The following is a 20,672-nucleotide window of genomic DNA, read 5'->3' as shown; positions in this document are numbered from 1 at the left end:
AAGCCCCGCCGAGGCGGGGCCGAATGGATCCCGTGAGGACCCAAGGAGACAACCAGCAAGAAATCAGCGCTTGGCGGTGGCCGTCTTCGTGGCGGTCTTGGCGGCGTTCATGGCCTGCGTCGAGACGGCGTTGAAGTTGGCTTCGGCCACGTCGGAGGCCTGCTTGACGGCCTTCTGCACGGATTCGAAGGCGTTGTTGGCGGCGGCCACGGCGCTCTTCATCATGGCGACGGCGGTTTCGGAACCGGCCGGGGCGTTCTTGGCGGCGCTGTCGATCAGGCCGACCATGGCTTGTTGGGCTTCCACGGCCTTGCTCTCGAAGGCCTTGGTGAATTCGGCGCTGGTGCCCTGGGCGATGTCGTACAGGTGGCGGCTGTAGGCGGCGGTCTTCTCGGCCATCGGCTGCATCATGCTGGCCTGCAGGGCCAGCAGTTCCTGCGCGTCCTTGGCGCCCAGCACGGCGTGGGCGGTGCCGGCGGCTTCGCTCAGGGCGGCCTTGGAGGCGGTCACGTTCAGCTCGATGAGCTTTTCCATGCCTTCGAAGGCCTTGGTCGTCAGACCGAACAGCGTGTCGATGTTGGCCTTCTGGGCGGCGATGATCTGGTCGGCGGTGAGTGCCATGGTGAGCTCCTGGAGGTGGTGGAAGTGGGGTTGCGGCGTTTGCTGCGCTGCAACATGGGATGAAGTATGGCAGCGGCCGGAGGCGATCTCAAGGGGTTTTGCTGCAATGCAGCATTTTTAGGTGACAGCCCCTATTCGGGGCGCCCGGCAGAATCGCCGCCCATGAGCAGCGCCCGTCCCACGCCCCAGCCGCGCGACCATTACCGCGCCTTCCGTCCGATCACCACCCGCTGGATGGACAACGACGTCTATGGGCACGTCAACAACGTCGTCTACTACAGCTGGTTCGACACGGCGGTCAACGCGCTGCTGATCGAGCGCGGCGCCCTCGACATCCACCACGGCGGCACCATCGGCTTCGTGGTCGAGACGCAGTGCAACTACTTCGCGCCGCTGGCCTTCCCCCAGACCATCGAGGCCGGGGTGCGCGTGGCGCACGTGGGCAGCAGCAGCGTGCGCTACGAGGTCGGACTGTTCGCCGAAGGGGCACCGACCGCTGCGGCCCAGGGCCACTTCGTGCATGTCTATGTCGATCGGGCCACGCAGCGGCCGGTGGCTTTGTCCGCAGCCTTGCTGGCGGTGCTCGACACCCTGCGCTGACGGGCGGTCCGTCCTCAGGACGGAAAGGCAGCCCCGCCCGGGACCGCCCATAAAAAAGCGGCACCCGAAGGTGCCGCCAAAGCGCTTCCGTCAAACGCGAGGAGACAAATTACTTCTTGGCGGTCATGGCCTTCACGTCGGCCTTGGCCTTTTCATGGTCGGCCTTGGCTTGCGACTGGCAGGCGTTCTTGGCGTCGCCGCTCATGTCGTCGCACTTTTCCTTGGCCACGTCATAGGCAGCGTCGGCCTTGGCCTCGGCAACCTTCTTGGCGTGGCTGTTGCTCGGCTTGTAGGACTGCTCCAGTTCGGCCTTGGCGATGTTTTCCTTGCCCTTGGCTTCCTTCTCGCACACGTCCTTGGCGTTGTCCTTCAGCGTGTCGCACTGGGCCTTGTCGGCCTTGTACTGGGCGGAGATCTTGTCCTTCTCGGCCTTGTACTCGTCCTTGGTCATGGCGCTGGCCTGGACGGCGCCGAACAGGCAGCCGGTGGCGAGGGCGAGGGTGAGTGCGGTCTTCTTCATGGTGTGGTGCTCCTTGGGCAACGATTGAAATTCGGGTGTTCGGGTTCGGAGGGACTGGCGCAGCGCGCTCAGTACTTTTCCATCCACAGGGCGGCGGGGGTGCGGCCTTCGGCGCTTTCCCAGGCCTTGACCTGTGCCTCGGCTTCGTCGCGGCTGACGCCATGGCGTTCCTGGATCTTGCCCAGCAGCTGGTCGCGCTTGCCGGCCACGACGTCGAAGTCGTCATCGGTCAGCTTGCCCCATTGCTCCTTGACCTTGCCCTTCAACTGCTTCCAGTTGCCTTCGATGATGTCCTTGTTCATGGGATCTCCTTTGGGTTGCTTGCGGGGCCCTGTCGGTGCCGCCGTGCTATGCACTGTGGTGGGGGTGCCGTGCCGTCCCGGTAGGACGCCCAAAGGATGGCTCGTAGGCGCAGGCGCACCATGGCCGTGATAATCCGTCCCACCATTTCCGGTGCCGGAAAGCCAGCCTTTCCGGGGAGACAACCGCGCCGCCCCGCGCCGAGCCGTTTTCATGATCATCCAGAGCCTTCTCGACACCGACCTGTACAAGTTCACGATGATGCAGGTGGTGCTGCACCACTTTCCGGGCGCCAAGGTCGAGTACCGCTTCAAGTGCCGCAACCCGGGTGTGAACCTGGCGCGTTTCGCGGCCGAGATCCGCGAAGAGGTGCGGGCCCTGTGCAGCGTGCAGTTCAAGGACGCCGAGCTGGCCTACCTGCGCTCCATGCGCTTCATCAAGAGCGATTTCGTCGACTTCCTGGGCCTGTTCCGGCTCAACGAGAAGTACATCGAGATCGGGCCCGATGCGGCCACCGGCGAACTCGACATCCATATCAAGGGCCCCTGGCTGCACACGATCCTCTTCGAGATCCCGGTGCTGGCCATCGTCAACGAGGTGTACTTCCGCAATACGCAGCGGCAGCCCGACCTGGAGGAAGGCCGCCAGCGCCTGCAGGCCAAGATCGGGCAGCTGAAGGAAGCGGGCCTGGAAGACCTCAAGATCGCCGACTACGGCACCCGCCGGCGCTTCTCCAAGACCTGGCACGAGGAGGTGCTGCGGACGCTGACAGCCGAACTGGGCGCCGTGAGCCCGCAGCCGCGCGCTGCGGAGCGGCTGCCGCAGTTCGCCGGCACCAGCAACGTGCTGTTCGCCATGAAGCTCGGCCTGCTTCCGCTGGGCACCATGGCCCACGAGTACCTGCAGGCCTGTCAGGCCCTCGGCCCGCGGCTGCGCGACAGCCAGATCTACGGCTTCGAGATGTGGGCCCGCGAATACCGCGGCGACCTGGGCATCGCGCTGTCCGACGTCTACGGCATGAGCGCCTTCCTGCGCGACTTCGACCTGTACTTCTGCAAGCTCTTCGATGGCGCCCGGCACGACAGCGGCGACCCCTTCGAATGGGGCGAGCGCATGATTGCCCACTACGTGGCCAACCGGGTCGATCCGCACACCAAGACGCTGATCTTCAGCGACGGCCTGACGGTGCCGCGCACCATCGAGCTCTACCGCCAGTTCCGGGGCCGCTGCCAGCTGGCCTTCGGCATCGGCACCAACCTCACCAACGACCTGGGCTACGAGCCGCTGCAGATCGTCATCAAGATGATCCGCTGCAACGGCCAGCCGGTCGCCAAGCTGTCGGACACGCCGGGCAAGGGCATGTGCGACGACGAGAAGTACCTCGCCTACCTGCGCCAGGTGTTCGAGATTCCCCAACCCGCCACGCCTTGACCAACGCCAACGTGACATCGTTTCTTCGCCGGATCCGCCCCTCGCGGGCTTTCATGGGGGCTGCACTGGCAGCCCCCGCGCTTTCGCAGGCTGCCACGTTCGATGGTGCGGCCCTGTCGCCGCTGTGGGGCCTGCCCTTCGCGGGCATCCTGCTGTCGATCGCACTGATGCCGCTGCTGGTGCCTACCTTCTGGCACCACCATTTCGGCAAGGTGGCGGCGGCCTGGGCGCTGGCCTTCCTGCTGCCTTTCGCGGCCGTCTTCGGGCCGGCGCTCGCGGGCGCGCAGGTGGTGCATGCGCTGCTGGCCGAATACATCCCCTTCATCGTGCTGCTGACGGCGCTGTTCACGGTCGCGGGTGGCATCCATATCCGCGGCAACCTGCATGGTTCGCCGGCGCTCAACACCGGGCTGCTGGCCATCGGCGGCGTGCTGGCCAGCATCATGGGCACCACCGGCGCGTCGATGCTGCTGATCCGCCCGCTCATCCGTGCCAACGACAACCGCAGGCACAAGGCGCATGTGGTGGTGTTCTTCATCTTCATCGTCTCCAACGTGGGCGGTTCGCTCACACCGCTGGGCGACCCGCCGCTGTTCCTGGGCTTCCTCAAGGGCGTCGAGTTCTTCTGGACCACCTGGCACCTGCTGCCCGACACGGCCTTCGTCATGCTGTGCCTGCTGGGGATCTTCTTCGTGCTCGACCGCTTCTATTACCGCAACGAAGGCGTGATGCCCGTCGACCCCACGCCCGACACGCGCGGCGTGCGCTTCGAGGGCCAAGTCAACTTCGCGCTGCTGGCGGTGGTGCTGGGCCTGGTGCTGCTGAGCGGCCTGTGGAAGAGCCCGGTGGTGTTCGATGTCGCCGGCACGCCCGTGGGCCTGCCGGGGCTGGTGCGCGACGTGGGCCTGGTCGGCGTGACGCTGCTGTCGCTGGCGCTGACGAAGCGCGAGGTGCACGAGGCCAACCAGTTCGGCTGGGGCCCCATGCTGGAGGTGGCCAAGCTCTTTGCCGGCATCTTCCTGACCATCGTGCCGGTGATCGCCATGCTGCGTGCCGGCACCGCCGGGCCCTTCGGCGCCGTGGTGGCGGCCGTGACCCGGCCCGACGGCCAGCCCGAGCCCGCGATGTACTTCTGGGCCACGGGGCTGCTGAGCTCCTTCCTGGACAACGCGCCGACCTACCTGGTGTTCTTCAACACCGCGGGTGGCGACCCGGCCACTCTCATGACCACCCATGCCGCGACCCTGGCCGCCATCTCGGGCGGTGCCGTGTTCATGGGCGCCAACAGCTACATCGGCAACGCGCCCAACCTCATGGTCAAGGCCATCGCCGAGGACCGCGGCGTGCGCATGCCCAGCTTCTTCGGCTACATGGCGTGGTCGGGCGCGGTGCTGCTGCCGCTGTTCGTGCTCGTCACCTTCATCTTCTTCCGCTGAGCGGGGCGCGGCCGTTGGCGGCCGACCCGCATCGGCGGCTCTTTCGAAAAACGGAAACATCCATGAGCAAGCCCGCCGTCCTCGTCGCCCGCGCCGTCTTTCCCGAAGCCGTGGCGCGGCTCGCCGAGCATTTCGAGGTCGAGGCCAATCCCGCCGACGATCTCTGGTCCAAGGCCGAGCTGATCCGCCGCCTGCAGGGCAAGGTGGGTGTCTTCACCACCGGCAGCGAGCGCATCGACGCCGAAGTGCTCGACGCCTGCCCGCAGCTGCGCATCTGCGCCAACATGGCGGTGGGCTTCAACAACTTCGACGTCGACGCCATGACGGCCCGCGGCGTGCTGGGCACCAATGCGCCCGACGTGCTGACCGAGACCACGGCCGACTTCGGCTTCGCGCTGCTGATGGCCACGGCGCGCCGCATCACCGAGAGCGAGCATTTCCTGCGCGCCGGCCAATGGACCAAGTGGTCCTTCGACATGTTCGCCGGGGCCGAGGTGCACGGCAGCACGCTGGGCATCCTGGGCATGGGCCGCATCGGCCAGGGCATCGCCCGCCGCGGTGCGCATGGCTTCGGCATGAAGGTGGTCTACCACAACCGCTCGCGCCTCTCGCCCGAGCTGGAGGCCGAATGCAAGGCGACGTATGTCGCCAAGGACGAGCTGCTGCGCAACGCCGACCACCTGGTGCTGGTGCTGCCCTACACGCCCGCCAACCACCACAGCATCGGCGCGGCCGAGCTGGCGCAGATGAAGCCGACGGCCACGCTGGTCAACATCGCCCGCGGCGGCATCGTGGACGACGTGGCCCTGGCCCAGGCGCTGAAGGACCGGCGCATCGCCGCCGCCGGCCTCGACGTGTTCGAGGGCGAGCCCAAGGTGCATCCGGACCTGCTCGCCGTGCCCAACGTGGTGCTCACGCCCCACATCGCCAGTTCGACGATCACCACCCGCCGGGCCATGGCCGACCTGGCCGTGGACAACCTGATCGCCTTCCTCACCACCGGCCAGCCGCGCACGCCCGTCAATCCGCAGGTGCTGGGCCGGGTGCTCGGTCAATGACGGATGCGATGACGCTGCAGGACTGGCTGCTGCTGGGTCTGGGGCTGCTGAACCTCCTTCTGCTGGCCGTGCTGCTGCTGCGCCGGCCCGCCGAGCCCGACGTGGGGCAACTGGCGGCCCCGATCCAGGCGCTGCTGGAGCGCAACGAGCGCGCACTGCGCCGCGAGATCGCCGAGAGCGCACGCGCCGGCCGGCAGGAAAGCGCCGCCGCCCTCGCCACCTTCCAGCAGACGCTGCTGGCGCAGGGCGCCGAGGCCACGCGCACGCAGAACGCGCAGCTCGACGCCTTCGCGCAGCAGATCGGCACGCTGCGCCAGGCGCTGGCCGAGACGCTCACCAGCCAGCTGCAGGGCCTGAGCGAATCCAATGCCCGCCGCATCGCCGAGGTGCGCGCGACCATGGAGCAGCAGCTCGCCCAGCTGCAGGCCAGCAACAGCGCCAAGCTGGAGGAAATGCGCCAGACGGTGGACGAGAAGCTGCAGAGCACGCTCGAAGCCCGCCTGGGCGAGAGCTTCCGCCAGGTGGCCGAGCGGCTGGAGCAGGTCTACAAGGGCCTGGGCGAGATGCAGACGCTGGCGCAGGGCGTGGGCGACCTCAAGCACCTGCTGACCAACGTCAAGACCCGCGGCATGTTCGGCGAGGCCCAACTGGCCGCGCTGCTGGAGCAGGTGCTCGCGCCCGAGCAGTACGCGGCCCAGGTCGCCACCCATCCGGAGTCGCGCCAGGTGGTGGACTTCGCCATCCGCCTGCCGGGCCGCAGCAGCGACGGCACGCCGGTGTGGCTGCCCATCGACGCGAAGTTTCCCAACGAGGACTACGAGCGCCTGCTCGATGCCCAGCAGCGCGCCGACGCGCTGGCGGTGGAGGTGGCGGCCAAGGCGCTGGAGACGCGCATCCGCCTGGAGGCCCGCGGCATCCACGAGAAGTACGTGTGCCCGCCGCACACCACCGACTTCGCGATCCTCTTCCTGCCCACCGAAGGCCTGTATGCCGAAGTGCTGCGCCGCCCGGGCCTGATGGAGGCGCTGCAGCGCGACCACCGCGTGACGCTGGCCGGCCCGACCACGCTGCTGGCCATGCTCAATTCGCTGCAGATGGGCTTTCGCACCCTGGCGCTCGAAAAGCGCAGCAGCGAGGTCTGGCAGGTGCTGGGCGCCGTGAAGACCGAGTTCATGAAGTTCGGCGAGGTGCTGGACAAGGTCAAGCGCCAGACCCAGACCGTGCTCAACACGCTGGACCAGACGCAGACCCGCACCAATGTGCTGACGCGCAAGCTGCGCAGCGTCGAGGCCCTGCCCGATGCGCAGGCGCAGCAGCTGCTGCCGACGGTGGCGGAGGCGGCGGCCGACGAGGCCGAGCCCGAGGAGGGCGGCGCCCCGTGAGCGGCGCCGAACTCGGGCGACTGATCGCGGCGCAGGTCTGCCTGCATGCCACCATGGCCGGCATCCGGCTGGCCGCGCCGCTGCTGGCGCTGCAGCAAGGGCATGGTGCGGCCTCTGTGGGCGTGCTGATCGCGCTGTTCGCGCTGACGCAGGTCTTCCTGGCCCTGCCGGCCGGCCGCTACGTGGACCGGCACGGCCTCAAGCGGCCGATGGCGATGGCGGTGACCGCCGCCTTCGTCGGCGCGCTGCTTCCGCTGCTGTGGCCCGCCTTTCCGGCCATGTGCGTGTCGGCGCTGCTCACCGGTGGCGCCACGGGCGCGACGGTCATCGCGCTGCAGCGGCACGTGGGCCGCGCGGCGCAGGGCACGGCGCAGCTGCGGCAGGTGTTCAGCTGGCTGGCCATCGCGCCGGCCGGCGCCAACTTCTTCGGACCCTTCGCGGCCGGCCTGCTGATCGACCATGCCGGCAGCACGGCCGGCGATGCGCGGGCCTACGCGATCTGCTTCGCCTTCCTGGCGACGCTGCCGCTGGCGTGCTGGATGCTGGTGCGGCCCACGCGGGAAGCGCCCTCGGCCGCGCCCGCCGTGCATGCGCCCGGCACCCGCGCCTGGGACCTGCTGCGCGAGCCCATGTTCCGGCGGCTGCTGTTCGTCAACTGGATGCAGTCCTGCAGCTGGGACGTGCATGCCTTCGTGCTGCCGCTGCTGGGCCACGAGCGGGGGCTGGGCGCCTCGGTCATCGGCACGCTGCTGGGCGGCTTCGCCATTGCGGCGGCGCTGGTGCGCATGCTGCTGCCGGTGCTGGCGGCCCGGGCCACCGAGCGGCAGGTGATCCTGACCTCCAACCTGGTGGTGCTGGCCGTGTTCGCGCTCTACCCGCTGCTGCGCGATCCGTGGGCGATGGGGGCCTGCTCCGTGCTGCTGGGCTTCGCGCTCGGCGCCGTGCAGCCCATGGTGATGAGCATGCTGCACCAGATCACGCCGCACCACCGCCAGGGCGAGGCGCTGGGCCTGCGACTCATGACCATCAATGCGTCGAGCGTGGTGATGCCGCTGCTCTTCGGCTCGCTGGGCGCGCTGATCGGCGTGGCCGGCGTGTTCTGGGTGGTGGGCGCGGTGATGGCGGTGGGCACGCCGGCCGTGCGGGGGCTGCAGGCGCCCGACGAGCACCGCGGCTGAGCGCCAGCGCGACTGGCAAGGGCACGAGCCGGGCCGCCGCGGCCTGAATGTCCACAAACCGGGCGGAGATTGGATACAAAATGGCACGTCGATTGCTTGCGCTTCGGCATTCCTCCCGCCGGTGCACCAAACCGGCCCGAAAGTGCCCATGACCGAACCCCTCCACTTCGACCTGCTGCTGCTCGACGCCATCGCGCTGACGGCCGACCCCGCCCGCCCCGAGATCCGCGGCGCCGCCCTCGGCGTGCGGGATGGCCGCATCGCCTGGCTGGATGCCCAGCCCCCCGCGCAGTACACCGCCGACCGCACGCTGCACCTGGCCGACCATTTCGTGACGCCCGGCTTCGTCAACGTGCACACCCACAGCATCCTCAGCATGGTGCGCGGCGTGGCGGCCGACCTGGGCTTCGCACCCTCGTACACGCCGGGCATTCCCAAGGGCACGCAGGTCGACGAAGCGCAGGCCCGCGCCCTGGCCCGCCTGGGCGCGCTGGAGGCGCTGCTGGCCGGCTCCACCCTGGTGGGCGACAACTTCGTGCATGCCGACGTCTGCACCGAGGCCATGGTCGAGCTGGGCCTGCGGCTGGCGCCCAGCTGGCGCATCCACGATGTGGACTTCGCGCGCGTGGCCCATGGCGACTGGCAGCACAGCGCCGCCATCGGCCAGGCCACGCTGGGAGCCGGGCTGGCGCTGCACGATCGCTGGCAGGGCCATCCGCGGGTGCACGTCAACCTGGCGGCCCATGCGGTGGACACCTGCTCCGACGCCTTCCTGCGCGAGGTGGGCGAGGCCGCCGCGGCGCGCGGCCTGCGCGTCAGCACCCACCTGGGCCAGAGCAAGGTGGAGGTCGAGCGCGTGCGCGCGCGCACCGGCCGCAGTTCCACCGAGGTGCTGGCCGACACCGGCCTGCTCAACGAGCGGTTGATGGGCGGCCACTGCATCTACGTGAGCGAGGCCGATGCCGCCCGCATGGCCGAGGCCGGCGCGCATGCGGTGCACATCCCCAAGTGCAACGCCGCCTCGGGCCGGCTGGCGCCCACCCCCATGCTCCAGCGCGCGGGCGTCAACATGGCACTGGCCACCGACACGCAGCATGGCGACATGGTCGAACTGATGCGCTGGGCGCTGGCCACGGCCCGGGTGCAGCAAGGCGGCGTCGACGACGGCTGGCAGCCGCACCATGTCTTCGACATGGCCACCATGGGCGGTGCCCGGGCGCTGGGCCTGGAGGCCGAGATCGGCAGCCTGGCCGTGGGCAAGTCGGCCGACTTCGTGGTCGTCGACGGCCGCCGCCCGCACCTGCGGCCGCATGTGAATCCGCTGGGCGCGCTGGTGCACTGCGGCCAGGGCCGGGACGTGCGCCATGTGGCGGTGCAGGGCGAGCTGCTGGTGGAGGACGGCCTGCCCACCAAAGTGGACATGGACACCGTCTGCGCCGAGGCCGAGGCGGCTTCGCGCGCGCTCTGGGGCGCGCAGGGGCGCGACTACTGGCGCTGAGGCGCCGGCGGCGCACTGCCGCCGTCCAGGAAGTCCGCCACCTTCGACAGCAGCCGCAGCTGGCTGCGGTCGATCATGGCGTTCATGGAGGCATTGCTGGCAAAGCGCACGCCGTTGGGCGCCCACAGCGTGGAGGCGAGGTGGTCGTCATGTCCCACCAGGGGCGGGAAGAGCGTGCAGCAGCGCAGGCCCAGCGCTTCGAGGTAGCGGTCGATGGTGTTCTTCATCACGTCCTCGCCCTCGAAGCGGTAGTCGGCCAGGGCCCGCAGCGCCCGCGGGCCGTAGAGGCCGAAGACCATGCCGATCACCGAGTCGAGCCGGATGAGCAGGTCGCTGCCGTCGGGCTGCACGTCCAGCACCCGGGCCTGGGGCGAGAGGTCGGTGAGCAGGCCCGAGAACAGGTCCCAGCGCTCGGGGTGCGCATCCAGCTGTGCCAGCAGCGCGGGCAGGCGGGTGTCGAAGTCCGTCGGCAGCCGGGCGTCGTCCTCCCACACCAGCAGCCTGTCGCGCCCGGCCCGCAGCGTGCGGCGCGCCAGGTCGCGGTAGCTGAGCGCCGTGCCCTTCCAGCCGTCCACATGGCGCAGTCCGGGAAAGAGCACGGCGCCGTGGCGCAGGCTTTCGCGGGCATGGGCGAAGCGCTCCGGCGCCTCGGGCAGGCAGAGCACCACGGCCTCGCCGTCCAGGCGGGTGCCGGCGGTGGCGGTCTCGAAGGTGGCGTCGTCCAGCACGCCACAGCCATGCAGTGCCCGGGCCAGCAGGTGCGGCAGGCCGAAGGGTGTGCGGTCGTCCAGCGCGGCCGTCAGGGCCGTGGCGGCCGGCGGCAATGGCACATGGAAGATCTGGTGCTGCACCAGCCCGTCGGCCAGCAGGTCGGCGATGCGCGGCTGCACGGCCTCGAACACCGCAAGCGATTCCTGCAGCCGGGCCAGCAAGGGGGCGGCCTCGCCAGCCAGCCCTTGCTCGTCCGGCACCTGCCACAGGATGCGCCGGTCGGCCGGCGGCAGCACCGTGAAGGCGCGCGGGTCCAGCACCAGGTACAGGTCGTCGGTGAAATCGGCCGGCATGGCCGCGTGCACCGTGCAATGCAGCGACAGGGCCTCCAGCACGGCCGCCACGGCCGAGGCGGTGCCCTGCCACAGGGCGGGGGCGACGAGCGCCACCGTGCGCACCGCCGCAAGCCGCCCCGAGGCGCGCCACGCCCGCATGCGGGTGCGGTAGTCCTGCACGGGGGCCGGCGCGGCCTGTTCGGTGGGCGGTGGAGGCGCCACCGCTGGCGTGGCGGCCGGTGCAGCGGCAGGAGCGACCGCCGCCGGGGCGGGGACCGCGTGGCGCAGCAGCCGGCGAAGGTCGCGCGCCAGCCGGCGCAGCACGCGGCGGGCGAAGGGCTGCCGGGCGGCCGCCAGTGCGGCGGCATGGCGCAGGCCTGCAATCTCTGCGTCCCGTCGGGCCAGTTCCTCGTTCAGACGGGCCACCTCGGCCTGCCGGTCGGCCAGTGCGGTGTGGCGTTCGGCCAGTTCGGCCGCCCGCGCGTCGAGTTCGCGGCGGTGCAGGTCGAGTTGCGCTTCCTGCGCCTGCAGGCGGCCTTGCAGATGCTGCAGGGCCGCGCGCAGGGCCTGGGCGGGCCGTGCTGCCTCCTGCGTGTCGCCCGGCCGGTGGGCTTCGTTCGGATCGGCCGAGGAGGTGTTCATGGCCACAGCACCGCCGCTTCCTGGGGGGCCGACCGTTCCGCGACCTCGGTGGGCCGGCCCGGCATCAGTCCGGTGGCGTCGAGCAGGGCGCGCGGCAGGCCGTCCGCCGGCGCGGCGCGGTACGCGCGGGCCCGGGCGCGCAGCTGGGCCAAGTAGGCATCGTCCATGCACAGGCGCTCGATCTCGCGGCGCCAGGCGGGCCCGTCGTCCGGGTCGAGCGCGGGCATCAGGCCGGCCGAGGCTTCCACGATGGCCGGATGGTCCGACAGCACCACCGGCGTGCCCGCCGCCAGGCTCTCGGCCACCGGCAGGCCGAAGCCTTCGGTGAAGGAGGGGAAGACGGCGAAGCGGGCATGCCGGTACAGCCACTGCAGATGCTCGTCGCGCGGCGACTCCACCACGCGCACATCCGGCGCCAGCCGCCAGTTGCGCTCCACCGCCAGCCGGGCGGCGTCCACGCCCCAGCCCCAGCGGCCGGCGAGCACCAGCATCGGCAGGCGCCCGGCCGGCAGCCGCTGCCGCAGCTGCTCCCACACATGCAGCAGCAGGATGTGGTTCTTGCGGATCTCGAGGGTGGAGCAGTACAGGACGAAGGGCCGGTCCAGGTCCAGGCCCGGCGGCGGCGCGCCTGGCCGTGCGGGGCCGGTGTCCAGGCCGGCGGGGGCTGCCACGCGCAGGGGCGGCGCGGCGCGGCCCGCCTCCGCCATCGCGCGCTGCACCTGGCCCGCCGTGTGGCGCGAGACGGCCACCAACTGGTCCGCCTCGGCGATGACGCCCAGCATGTCGGCCGTGTACTGGCGCGGATCGCGGCCGGCGGTCCACTGCGGCGCGTCCCACACCATCAGGTCGTGCACGGCCAGCACCACGCGCACGCCGCGTCGGCGCAGCGCCTGGAAGACCGGGGTGCCGACATAGTCCCAGGGGTTGGAGACGCTCAGCAGCACATCGCCCGGGCCCGGCCCGAAAGGCCCGGCGCCGACGGGAGCGAGGCGCACGTTGGCGCTGGCACGGCCATGCAGCCAGCGGCCGAGGCGGCTGTTCGCCAGCCGGCGCAGGCGCGCCCTGCCGCCCTGGAAAGCGCCCAGCGCGCGCAAGCTGCGCCCCACCGATTGCGGCACGCGCGGCGGTGGCAGCGGCGTGGCGGCCAGCTCGGCGGCGGCCAGCCGGCCGATGCCGTCGGGCGTGTTGGCCAGAAACTCCAGCTCCTGCCCCGTGAGCCGCCGGTAGCCGCCGTCGTCCGCACCGCGACGCACCAGCTGAACGGGCACGGGCTGCGCGGCCAGCAGATCGCCGGTGTGGTGCTCCACCCGCGAGATGCCCACGGGCGAGTGCCAGCCCTTTTCGAGGCTGACGGAGACGTCGAACAGCAGCCCCGGGCCGGGCCGGCCGGCGCCGGCCGGGGGCGCATGGGGGCGGGGGCACCAGGCGCCGTCCAGCACGGCCGTGAGCTGGGCCAGCACCCGGGGCGTGGCGAAGTCGCGCCGGGCCCGCTCGCGCCCGGCCTTCCCCAGCCGGTCGGCCAGGGCGGGATCGCGGTGCAGCCGCTCGACGGCGGCGGCCAGGCCCGCCACGTCGCCTTCGTCGACGAGCAGGCCGTCGACCTCGTGCCGGATCAGCTGCGCCGGCGCGCCGCACGCAAAGGCGATGACGGGCCGGCCCTGGGCCCAGGCCTCGATGATCGAGCGGCCGAAGGTCTCCGGTCCGCCATGGGCCGAGACCGAGGTGACGAGCACGGCCCGCGCCCCGCGCAGCAGCGTCGACGGATCGTCCACATGGTCGTGCAGGGCCAGGGTGGGGGCGGCGCCGGCCTCGGCCATCTGTGCCTGCAGTGCGCGGTACAGCTCGGGGATCGGCCGGTGGCCCACCGATGCGATGCGCAGGTCCGGGCAGCGCGGCCCCAGCAGCGCGGCGGCCTGCACCAGCAGGGCATGGCCCTTGAAGGGATTGACCGTGGCCAGGTGCAGGAAGGGCGCGTCGGCCGCCAGCGTGGTCGCGGGCGCCGGCGGAATGTCGGCCGGGTTGGGCATGACCAGCGCCCGCATGGGGCCGTGAGGCCAGACATGGCGGGCGAGGTAGTCGGGTTTTTCGAGCACCGCGCGGTCGGGCACCAGCAGCGTGGCCCGGGGCACCTGGGGCAGCAGCTGCGCATGGTCGAACCACAGGAAGTCGTGCACGGCGACGCAGGCGATGGCGTCCAGCCCGGGCAGCCAGCCGGCAGCCCGCGCCAGGATGCGCAGCGAGTCCATCGTGTTGCTCAGGATGGCCGAGGGCCGCAGCGCCAGGAAGCGCCGCACCAGCAGCCGGGCGGCGCTGTCTGCGAAGTCTTCGCGGCCGCCGTCCACCGCGTGGATCTCCAGCCCGGGATGCGCGAGCTGCCGCAACCGCTGCAGGTGCAGCGGGTTGCAGGCAAAGACCGTCACCGGCCGTTCGGCCAGGAGCAAGGGCAGCAGGGTCTCGATGTTGCGCTCGGCGCCGCCGTAGCCGGTGGCGACCGAGAGGATGAGCAGGGGCGGTCGGGCCGCGGCCGGGGCGGCGGTCGGGCGGGTGTCGGGCAAGGCGGCTTGCTGCGTCATTCGGGCGCAGGGCAGGAGAGGGAGGAGGGCGGCGCGAGGCAGTACTCGGCACGCAGCAGGCGCCCGGCCTCGCGCGCCAGGCGCTCGGCCAGCGCGGGGTTGGTCAGCAGAGCGGCGCAGTGCCGCGCAAAGCGGTCCGCGCGGTCGGCCACGAGCAGGTGGCGGCCGGGCTCGACCGCCAGCCCGCGGGCGGCATGGGGGGTGGCCACCACGGGCCGTCCGTACTGCCAGGCCTCCAGCACCTTCAGCTTGGTGCCGCCGCCGCCGCGCACCGGCGCGATGACGGCCGTGGCCTGGGCGTACAGCGGCCGCAGGTCGGCGGGCTCGTGCGCGTAGGCGATGCCGTGCGCCGCCAACTGCTGGCACAACGACGCCTCGGCCCGCCCGGCGGCGACGACCTGCACATCGGGCACCCGCCGCCGAAGGCGGGGCAGCACGGCGCGGGCGAACCACAGCAGCGCATCCTCGTTGGGCGGATAGAACAGCGCGCCCACGAAGAGCAGCGTGCGCCCGTCCTTCGGCGGTGGTGGCAGGTCGGGCCCCGGGTCGGGCACCAGCCGGTTGGGGCTGGCGCGCACCTCGCGCATGCCCGGAAGGCGCGCCACGCGGGCGGCGTCCTCGAAGGCGGAGAGATGGACGGTGCGGTAGGCGGGCAGCAGTTGCCGCTCCAGCCGGGCGTAGCGCCGCGCCTGCAGCAGGCCCTGCGCCGCGGCACGCCAGCGGCCGTGGCGCAGGGCCAGGCCGGCCAGGCTGCGGCGCGTGGCCGACTCCCAGTCGTCGCAGTCCATCTCGGCGACGGCGCGCCAGGCGGCAGGCAGATGCGCCGCCAGGTCGTGCATGTAGAAGCGGAAGACGAGCACGCGCACCGGCGTCGGGCCGGGCAGCGCAGCCAGCGCCGCGGCGGCGCCCGCGTCTGGCTCGAACCAGTCCGCCAGCGCGCGCGGGGCCAGGGCGGGGCCGGTGCAGTGCACCACATGCAGCCGGCCGGGCAGCGGCGTGCGCGGCACGGGCGCCTCGGCATGGCGGGTCACCAGCACGATGTCGAGTGCATGCGTGGCTGCCAGCTCGCAGGCCCAGCGCCAGCCCCGGCGCATCAGGCCCACGCCCTGCGGGTCGGGCAGCACATGGGTCAGCAGGACGGCCCGGCCGCGCGGGGCCTGCGCGTCGCTCACGAGGCCCTCGGCCCCCGCAGGCGGCGCAGCCACCGGCCCAGGGCCGACGGCGCGAGGCCGGGCGGCAGGTGCGGCCGTGCCAGGCGGGCGTAGGTGGTGCGTGCCCGCGCCACGTACTCGGGCGTGAGCTGCGTGTGGTCGAAGTCGGACATGTCGCGCCGGTCCGCGTCCCACCAGAGGTGCGCCCACAGGTGCAGGCTGGTGGCGTCCGGCGGCAGCGTGCGGTCCTGCTCGAACAGGCCGGCGATGCCATCGCGCGTCCAGTCGAGCGAGAAGAAGCGGCTTTCCGGCTCGACGCGGATCCATTCGGGGAACTCGCGGCTGAGCCGGTACGGAAGGAAGGTGGAGTGGTTGCTCCAGCTGCCGTCGAAGGCGCCCGGCATGCGCTCGATCCAGGTCTGCACGAAGGGCGAGCCGGGCTCGGCCATGATCAGCGCATTGCACAGCGAGCCCTCGGGCGAGGAGGGCGCGCCCACGTCGACGCGCTCATGGCCCATCACGCAGGATTCGTCGAACAGCGCGGCCGGCGGCGGCGCCACGAACAGGGTGTCCATGTCCGCATAGATGCCGCCCTGCTCATGCAGCACGCGCAGCCGGATGAAGTCGGACACATGCGCGTAGGCGAAGCGCCGGATGTAGTCGTCCTGGTAGTTCAGGTCGATGCGCAGCTCGTGCTCGGGAATCTGCTGCACCTCGATGCGCGGGCGGATGCGCTCCCACAGCGGCCCGTGCGGCTGGTTGTGCAGGTGCACCACCACGCGGTCCGGCCGGTTGACCTGCAGGCACGAGGCCAGGCACAGGTAGTGCAGCAGGTGGAAGGGCTCGGTCTGCGGCCGCAGGCCGAAGACGAAGTGGTAGGTGTTGGGGATGCGCGCGGGGCGCGCCGGCGCGGGAGGCGAAGTGGCGGTCAAGGTGGCTGCGGTGCGCGAAAGGGCGGCAGGCGGCCATGCATTCGGGGCGCACCACCCAGCTGCCGCTTGGGGAGCCCCTGAGTCGATTTGTTATGTTCCGTCAAATATACACGACGGTTTTTTGCAATGAGCCCCAGTCCTCCCGCGCCCCGCCCGGTGCTGCGCTACATCGGCCTTGGCGATACCAGCGGCTATGCCGTCGCGGCCGCGGCGCTGGTGCGCGCGCTGCGGGACGCGGGCACCGCCATCGCGTGGGAACCCATGCTGCCTGGTGGCGCGCTGGGCCTGGGCTATGCGCCGGCCGCCTCGCCGGAGGCCGGGCCCCAGGACCTCTGGCCCCTGCGCGACGACGCGCGCGACTGCGACATGGCCATCGTGCACTTCGTGCCCGAGTACTACCCGCACTTCATCGCCCGCGAGCGCGGCCGCGGCACCCGCTGCGTGGTCGGCCACACGGTGTGGGAGACCGACCGGCTGCCGCGCCACTGGCCCGCGCTCATCAACCGGCTCGATGCCGTGATCGTGCCGACCGAGTGGAACCGCCAGGTGTTCCGCGACAGCGGTGTGACGATCCCGATCTGGGTGGTGCCGCACCTGCCCCGGCCCGCGCGCGTTGCGACGGCGGCGGACCGGGCGCGGCTCCTGCATCGCCTGCCGCCGCTGCAGGGCCGGCGCATCTTCTACACGGTGTCGACCTGGCTGGAGCGCAAGTCCATCGGGCCGCTGGTCGAGGCCTTCGCCGAGGCATTCCGCCATGACGACCCGGTGGCGCTGGTCATCAAGACCACCGCACACGATCTGGAGCGGGTGCGCCGCGATCCGGGCCACGAGGGCGAGAGCGTGCCGGTGCTGCCCCAGTTCGAGGCCATGGTGGGCCGCGCCGTGCTGCGCCATGGCCGCCTGCCGCCGCCCATCTGCCTGATGACCGACGAACTGCCCGACGCCGAGCTGCATGCCCTGCACGAACTGGGCGACTGCTTCGTCTCGCTGTGCCGGGCCGAAGGCTGGGGCCTGGGCGCCTTCGAGGCCGCGCAGGCCGGGCGGCCGGTGATCATCACCGGCTGGGGCGGGCCCACGGCCTTCCTGCGGCCGGATGCGGCCTATTTCGTCGAGAGTCGGCTGGTGCCCGTGCAGCCCGGCGAGGCCAATGGCAGCTACACGCCCGACCAGCACTGGGCCGAGCCGGACATCGCCGCGGCCGTCGCCGCGCTTCGGGCCGTGGCGGCCGACCCCGCCGAGGCGGCGCGGCGCGGTGCCATGGCGGCCCGGCACATCCTGCACGCCATCGAACCGGCGGCGGTGGCCGACGCGCTGCTGGAAGCGCTGGCCCGCTGCGAAGCGCGGGTCGAACCCGCGCCGGCCCCGGCTCCGGCCGATGCGCCCGCCCCCGTGGAAGCGGCCGCGCCGGCCATGGTGCCGCCGCCGCCAGCCAGCCTGCCCCGGCGTGCGCTGCGCCGGGCGCGGCGTGTTCTGCGGGGGCTGGTGGCGGGGCGATGAGACCATCGACCTGCCGCCTTCCGCGCAGCACGATCAGGGCGCTGGGGCTCAGGGCCGCCGCTGCCGGATCAGCGTCAGCAGCGCCTGCGCCGCCGGCGACAGCGACCGGTCCCGCCGCCGCACCAGGTAGACTTGCCGGCTGAGCCCGGGCAAGGGCAGCGGCCGGGTGTGCAGCCCGGCCTGCTGGAAGTGGAACAGCGTCAGCGTCGGCACCACGCTGATGCCCAGGCCTGCGCGCACCATGCCCATCACGGTGGCCAGCTGCTCCACCTCCATCAGCGTGCGCAGCGGCTGCGGATGCAGGGCCGCCTCCAGGTACTGCCGCACGCTGCTCGTGCGCGCCAGGTGGATGAAGGGCCAGTCGCCCAGGTCGGCGGCCGTGAGTTTGCGGCGCCGCACCAGCGGATGGTCGTCGCGGCAGACCAGATGGAAGTCGTCGCTGCAGAAGGGCTCGGCCTGCAGGAGCGGCGTATCGGCGCGGATGGCGGCCAGCGCCAGGTCGGCCTGGCCGCCGGCCACGCGCTCGATGCAGGGCTCGGAGAGCACATCCGCGATCTCCAGCACGATGCCCGGATGGGCCTCGCGGAATTCCGCCAGCACCTGTGGCAGCCAGCCCGCGGCCAGCGAGGGCAGCAGCGCCAGCGACACGCGTCCGCGCCGCAACTGGGCACTGTCGCGCGCGGCATCGAGCGCCGCGTCGATCTCGGCGCGGATGCGCTCGGCCGCCGCCATGAAGTTGCGGCCCTCGTCGGTCAGCGCCACGTGGCGCGTGCTGCGGTCGAACAGGCGCAGCCCCAGGCCTTCCTCCAGCGTGCGGATCAGCGCGCTGAAGGCCGGCTGCGACAGGTGGCACTGCTCGGCCGCGCGGGTGAAGTGGCGCTCGGTGGCCAGGGCCAGGAAGGCATCGAGCTGGCGGCTGCTCAGATTCATTGGGTATGCGGATGAATTGATCCTGACAATCTATTTCACAGAATAACGCCCCGCGCCTAGAGTGCCGTCGCAGGAGACACGCATGGCACTGAAGGAACGACTGCTGATCGGCTGCGCCGCCGGCTTCTCGGGCGACCGGGTGGACGCCGCGGCGCCCGTGGTGCGCGAACTGATCGCCCGCGGCCAGAGCGCCGTGCTGATCTTTGAGACCCTGGCCGAGCGCACCCTGGCGCTGGCCCAACTGGCCCGCCGCGACGACCCCGATGCCGGCTTCGAGCCGCTGCTGGACGAGCTGCTGCGCCCCGTGCTGGCCGACTGCCTGGCCCACGGCGTGCGCATCGTCAGCAACTTCGGCGCGGCCAATCCGCACGGCGCGGCGCGGCGCATCCAGCAACTGGCACGCGGACTGGGCCTGCGCGCGCCACGCATCGCCGTCGTGCATGGCGACGACCTCTCCGGCCCGGAACACCACGACCTGCTGGCGCAGTGCCTGGGTGCCGCCATGCCGGCCGAGCCGCCGGTCAGCGCCAATGCCTACATCGGCGCCGAGGCCATCGCCAACGCCCTGCGCGCCGGTGCCGACATCGTGGTCGCCGGCCGCGTGGCCGACCCGGCGCTGGCCCTGGGCCCGGCGCTGGCGCACTACGGCTGGGCCCTGGACGACTGGGACCGCCTGGCCGGCGCCACGATGGCCGGCCACCTGCTGGAGTGCGGCGCGCAGGTGACCGGCGGCTACTTCGCCGACCCGGGCTACAAGGAGGTGCCGGGCCTGGCCACGCTGGGCTATCCCATCGCCGAGATCGAGGCCGATGGCAGCTGCACGCTCTTCAAGCCCGAGGGCACCGGCGGCCGGCTGGACCTGCACACGGTCAAGGAACAGCTCCTCTACGAACTGCACGACCCCGGCGCCTACCTCACGCCCGACGTGGTGGCCGACATCCGTGAGGCCGAGGTGCTGCAGACGGAGCGCGGCGTGCGCCTGCAGGGCGTGCGCGGCCATGCGCGGCCGGCCACGCTCAAGGTCAACGTGTGCCATGCCACCGGCTGGTTCGCCGAGGGCGAGATCAGCTACGCGGGCGCCCGCGCCCTGGGCCGGGCCCGCCTGGCCGGCGAGGTGCTGCGCGAGCGCCTGCGCGACGCCGGCCCGCTGCGGGTGGACCTGATCGGCGCCTGCAGCATCTTTGGCGACGACGCGGGCCGCGCCCTGGCGGCGGCGCTCGATGCGGCCTCCGCTGCGCCGGACGATGCCCTGCGCGACATCCGCCTGCGCGTGGCCCTGCAGCATGCCGATGCGGCCGTCGCGCGCCGCCTGGTGCGCGAGGTCACGGCGCTGTACTGCTGCGGGCCCGCCGGCGGTGGCGGCGTGCGCACCGGCATGCGGCCGCGCCTGGGCACGCTGTCCTGCCTGGTCCCGCGCGAAGCCGTGAGCACCGGCTACTTCATGGCCGATTGAGGAGGCCCACGATGAATCCCACGCCTTTCCCCTCCGCCCCGCACGCCGATGCCGAACGGGTCCTTCCCCTTCATCGGCTGGCGCACGGCCGCACGGGCGACAAGGGCAACCGCTCCAACATCAGCGTGATCGCCTGGCATGCGGACCTGTGGCCGCTACTGGTCGAGCAGGTGACGGAGGACGCGGTCGCCACGCTGTTCGCCCATCGCCGGCCCAGCCGCGTCACGCGCCACCTGCTGCCCAGGCTGCAGGCGATGAACTTCGTGCTCGACGACGTGCTGGACGGCGGCGTCAACGACGCCCTCAACCTCGACAGCCATGGCAAGGCGCTGTCGTACCTGCTGCTCGACCTGCCGGTGCGGGTGCCTGCCGCGCTGTGCGGGCATCTGGCCGGTCCACCCATCGACTGACGACCTTCCTTCAT

General features: G+C 71.8%; 18 protein-coding genes. 10 read left to right on the top strand and 8 right to left on the bottom strand.

The annotated features are described in order from the left end of the window. Window positions 1–63: 63 nt before the first annotated feature. Window positions 64–621, bottom strand: a complete 558-nt coding sequence (locus L0984_RS04895; RefSeq protein ID WP_017760046.1) for a phasin family protein — start codon at window positions 619–621, stop codon at window positions 64–66. A gap of 162 nt (window positions 622–783) precedes the next feature. Here L0984_RS04895 and L0984_RS04890 point away from each other — a divergent pair, with 162 nt between their 5' ends. Continuing rightward, entirely contained in the window at window positions 784–1,221 is a 438-nt protein-coding gene (locus tag L0984_RS04890; protein WP_234192600.1) for an acyl-CoA thioesterase, read from the top strand. A gap of 109 nt (window positions 1,222–1,330) precedes the next feature. On the opposite strand, the gene L0984_RS04885 is transcribed toward L0984_RS04890, so the two are convergent. Both L0984_RS04885 and L0984_RS04880 read right to left on the bottom strand, forming a co-directional pair. Continuing rightward, window positions 1,331–1,741: a hypothetical protein gene (locus L0984_RS04885; protein ID WP_234192599.1), complete on the bottom strand. Its 411-nt coding sequence runs from the start codon at window positions 1,739–1,741 to the stop codon at window positions 1,331–1,333. Window positions 1,742–1,809: 68 nt separating this feature from the next. Beyond that, window positions 1,810–2,043, bottom strand: coding sequence for a CsbD family protein (locus tag L0984_RS04880; RefSeq protein ID WP_017758917.1), 234 nt, complete (start codon window positions 2,041–2,043; stop codon window positions 1,810–1,812). Between the two features lie 211 nt (window positions 2,044–2,254). Here L0984_RS04880 and pncB point away from each other — a divergent pair, with 211 nt between their 5' ends. The 6 genes from pncB to L0984_RS04850 all read left to right on the top strand — a co-directional run bounded on the left by pncB (window position 2,255) and on the right by L0984_RS04850 (window position 10,024). Next, on the top strand, window positions 2,255–3,472 hold the full coding sequence (gene pncB / locus L0984_RS04875; RefSeq protein WP_234192598.1) for a nicotinate phosphoribosyltransferase: 1,218 nt from the start codon (window positions 2,255–2,257) through the stop codon (window positions 3,470–3,472). 53 nt (window positions 3,473–3,525) lie between these two features. Beyond that, a complete protein-coding gene (locus L0984_RS04870; protein ID WP_234192597.1) occupies window positions 3,526–4,908 on the top strand; it encodes a sodium:proton antiporter in 1,383 nt (460 codons plus the stop codon). Window positions 4,909–4,970: 62 nt separating this feature from the next. Next, window positions 4,971–5,966, top strand: a complete 996-nt coding sequence (locus L0984_RS04865) for a 2-hydroxyacid dehydrogenase (RefSeq protein WP_234192596.1) — start codon at window positions 4,971–4,973, stop codon at window positions 5,964–5,966. Further along, a complete protein-coding gene (gene rmuC, locus L0984_RS04860) occupies window positions 5,963–7,348 on the top strand; it encodes a DNA recombination protein RmuC (RefSeq protein ID WP_234192595.1) in 1,386 nt (461 codons plus the stop codon). The genes L0984_RS04865 and rmuC overlap by 4 nt, the downstream gene beginning before the upstream one ends. Then, the gene (locus L0984_RS04855) at window positions 7,345–8,526 is read left to right on the top strand and encodes an MFS transporter (RefSeq protein ID WP_234192594.1); all 1,182 of its coding nucleotides are present in this window, start codon (window positions 7,345–7,347) and stop codon (window positions 8,524–8,526) included. Before rmuC ends, L0984_RS04855 begins: the two co-directional genes overlap by 4 nt. Before the next feature lie 148 nt (window positions 8,527–8,674). After that, complete coding sequence (locus L0984_RS04850) at window positions 8,675–10,024, top strand: amidohydrolase family protein (RefSeq protein ID WP_234192593.1); 1,350 nt, start codon at window positions 8,675–8,677, stop codon at window positions 10,022–10,024. Here L0984_RS04850 and L0984_RS04845 read toward each other — a convergent pair. From L0984_RS04845 to L0984_RS04830, 4 genes are read right to left on the bottom strand one after another with little or no spacing between them, the layout of a single operon-like run. Beyond that, window positions 10,012–11,712 carry a hypothetical protein gene (locus L0984_RS04845; RefSeq protein ID WP_234192592.1) on the bottom strand — a complete coding sequence of 567 codons (1,701 nt, stop codon included), beginning with the start codon at window positions 11,710–11,712 and terminating at the stop codon, window positions 10,012–10,014. The two genes, L0984_RS04850 and L0984_RS04845, sit on opposite strands and share 13 nt — an antisense overlap. Continuing rightward, the gene (locus L0984_RS04840; protein WP_234192591.1) at window positions 11,709–14,285 is read right to left on the bottom strand and encodes a glycosyltransferase; all 2,577 of its coding nucleotides are present in this window, start codon (window positions 14,283–14,285) and stop codon (window positions 11,709–11,711) included. The genes L0984_RS04845 and L0984_RS04840 overlap by 4 nt, the downstream gene beginning before the upstream one ends. Then, window positions 14,282–15,457: a glycosyltransferase family 4 protein gene (locus L0984_RS29925; RefSeq protein ID WP_234192590.1), complete on the bottom strand. Its 1,176-nt coding sequence runs from the start codon at window positions 15,455–15,457 to the stop codon at window positions 14,282–14,284. Before L0984_RS29925 ends, L0984_RS04840 begins: the two co-directional genes overlap by 4 nt. Continuing rightward, window positions 15,454–16,368, bottom strand: a complete 915-nt coding sequence (locus L0984_RS04830) for a glycosyltransferase family 32 protein (protein ID WP_234192589.1) — start codon at window positions 16,366–16,368, stop codon at window positions 15,454–15,456. The genes L0984_RS29925 and L0984_RS04830 overlap by 4 nt, the downstream gene beginning before the upstream one ends. A 126-nt stretch (window positions 16,369–16,494) precedes the next feature. Here L0984_RS04830 and L0984_RS04825 point away from each other — a divergent pair, with 126 nt between their 5' ends. Next, window positions 16,495–17,865: a hypothetical protein gene (locus tag L0984_RS04825; RefSeq protein ID WP_234192588.1), complete on the top strand. Its 1,371-nt coding sequence runs from the start codon at window positions 16,495–16,497 to the stop codon at window positions 17,863–17,865. 48 nt (window positions 17,866–17,913) lie between these two features. On the opposite strand, the gene L0984_RS04820 is transcribed toward L0984_RS04825, so the two are convergent. Then, window positions 17,914–18,795, bottom strand: coding sequence for a LysR family transcriptional regulator (locus tag L0984_RS04820; protein ID WP_234192587.1), 882 nt, complete (start codon window positions 18,793–18,795; stop codon window positions 17,914–17,916). Window positions 18,796–18,877: 82 nt separating this feature from the next. Between L0984_RS04820 and L0984_RS04815 the strand changes: the two genes are divergently transcribed. Beyond that, entirely contained in the window at window positions 18,878–20,248 is a 1,371-nt protein-coding gene (locus L0984_RS04815) for an acyclic terpene utilization AtuA family protein (protein ID WP_234192586.1), read from the top strand. Between the two features lie 11 nt (window positions 20,249–20,259). Continuing rightward, a complete protein-coding gene (locus L0984_RS04810; RefSeq protein WP_234192585.1) occupies window positions 20,260–20,658 on the top strand; it encodes an AtuA-related protein in 399 nt (132 codons plus the stop codon). The last annotated feature ends 14 nt before the right edge of the window (window positions 20,659–20,672 follow it).

The sequence above is a fragment of the Pseudacidovorax sp. NFM-22 genome, assembly GCF_021401245.1.
Taxonomy (GTDB): Bacteria; Pseudomonadota; Gammaproteobacteria; order Burkholderiales; family Burkholderiaceae_C; genus Xenophilus.
The sequence above is the reverse complement of the archived record's forward strand: the minus strand, read 5'-3'. Positions and strand labels throughout refer to the sequence as shown.

Excerpts from the sequence above, each read along its gene's own strand:
- L0984_RS04870 (WP_234192597.1), top strand. The coding sequence starts at position 3,526 with ATGGGGGCTGCACTGGCAGCCCCCGCGCTTTCGCAGGCTGCCACGTTC.
- L0984_RS04890 (WP_234192600.1), top strand. The coding sequence starts at position 784 with ATGAGCAGCGCCCGTCCCACGCCCCAGCCGCGCGACCATTACCGCGCC.
- L0984_RS04815 (WP_234192586.1), top strand. The coding sequence starts at position 18,878 with ATGGCACTGAAGGAACGACTGCTGATCGGCTGCGCCGCCGGCTTCTCG.
- pncB (WP_234192598.1), top strand. The coding sequence starts at position 2,255 with ATGATCATCCAGAGCCTTCTCGACACCGACCTGTACAAGTTCACGATG.
- L0984_RS04845 (WP_234192592.1), bottom strand. The coding sequence starts at position 11,712 with ATGAACACCTCCTCGGCCGATCCGAACGAAGCCCACCGGCCGGGCGAC.
- rmuC (WP_234192595.1), top strand. The coding sequence starts at position 5,963 with ATGACGGATGCGATGACGCTGCAGGACTGGCTGCTGCTGGGTCTGGGG.
- L0984_RS04820 (WP_234192587.1), bottom strand. The coding sequence starts at position 18,795 with ATGAATCTGAGCAGCCGCCAGCTCGATGCCTTCCTGGCCCTGGCCACC.
- L0984_RS04825 (WP_234192588.1), top strand. The coding sequence starts at position 16,495 with ATGAGCCCCAGTCCTCCCGCGCCCCGCCCGGTGCTGCGCTACATCGGC.
- L0984_RS04880 (WP_017758917.1), bottom strand. The coding sequence starts at position 2,043 with ATGAACAAGGACATCATCGAAGGCAACTGGAAGCAGTTGAAGGGCAAG.
- L0984_RS04885 (WP_234192599.1), bottom strand. The coding sequence starts at position 1,741 with ATGAAGAAGACCGCACTCACCCTCGCCCTCGCCACCGGCTGCCTGTTC.
- L0984_RS04810 (WP_234192585.1), top strand. The coding sequence starts at position 20,260 with ATGAATCCCACGCCTTTCCCCTCCGCCCCGCACGCCGATGCCGAACGG.
- L0984_RS04850 (WP_234192593.1), top strand. The coding sequence starts at position 8,675 with ATGACCGAACCCCTCCACTTCGACCTGCTGCTGCTCGACGCCATCGCG.
- L0984_RS04895 (WP_017760046.1), bottom strand. The coding sequence starts at position 621 with ATGGCACTCACCGCCGACCAGATCATCGCCGCCCAGAAGGCCAACATC.
- L0984_RS04865 (WP_234192596.1), top strand. The coding sequence starts at position 4,971 with ATGAGCAAGCCCGCCGTCCTCGTCGCCCGCGCCGTCTTTCCCGAAGCC.
- L0984_RS04840 (WP_234192591.1), bottom strand. The coding sequence starts at position 14,285 with ATGACGCAGCAAGCCGCCTTGCCCGACACCCGCCCGACCGCCGCCCCG.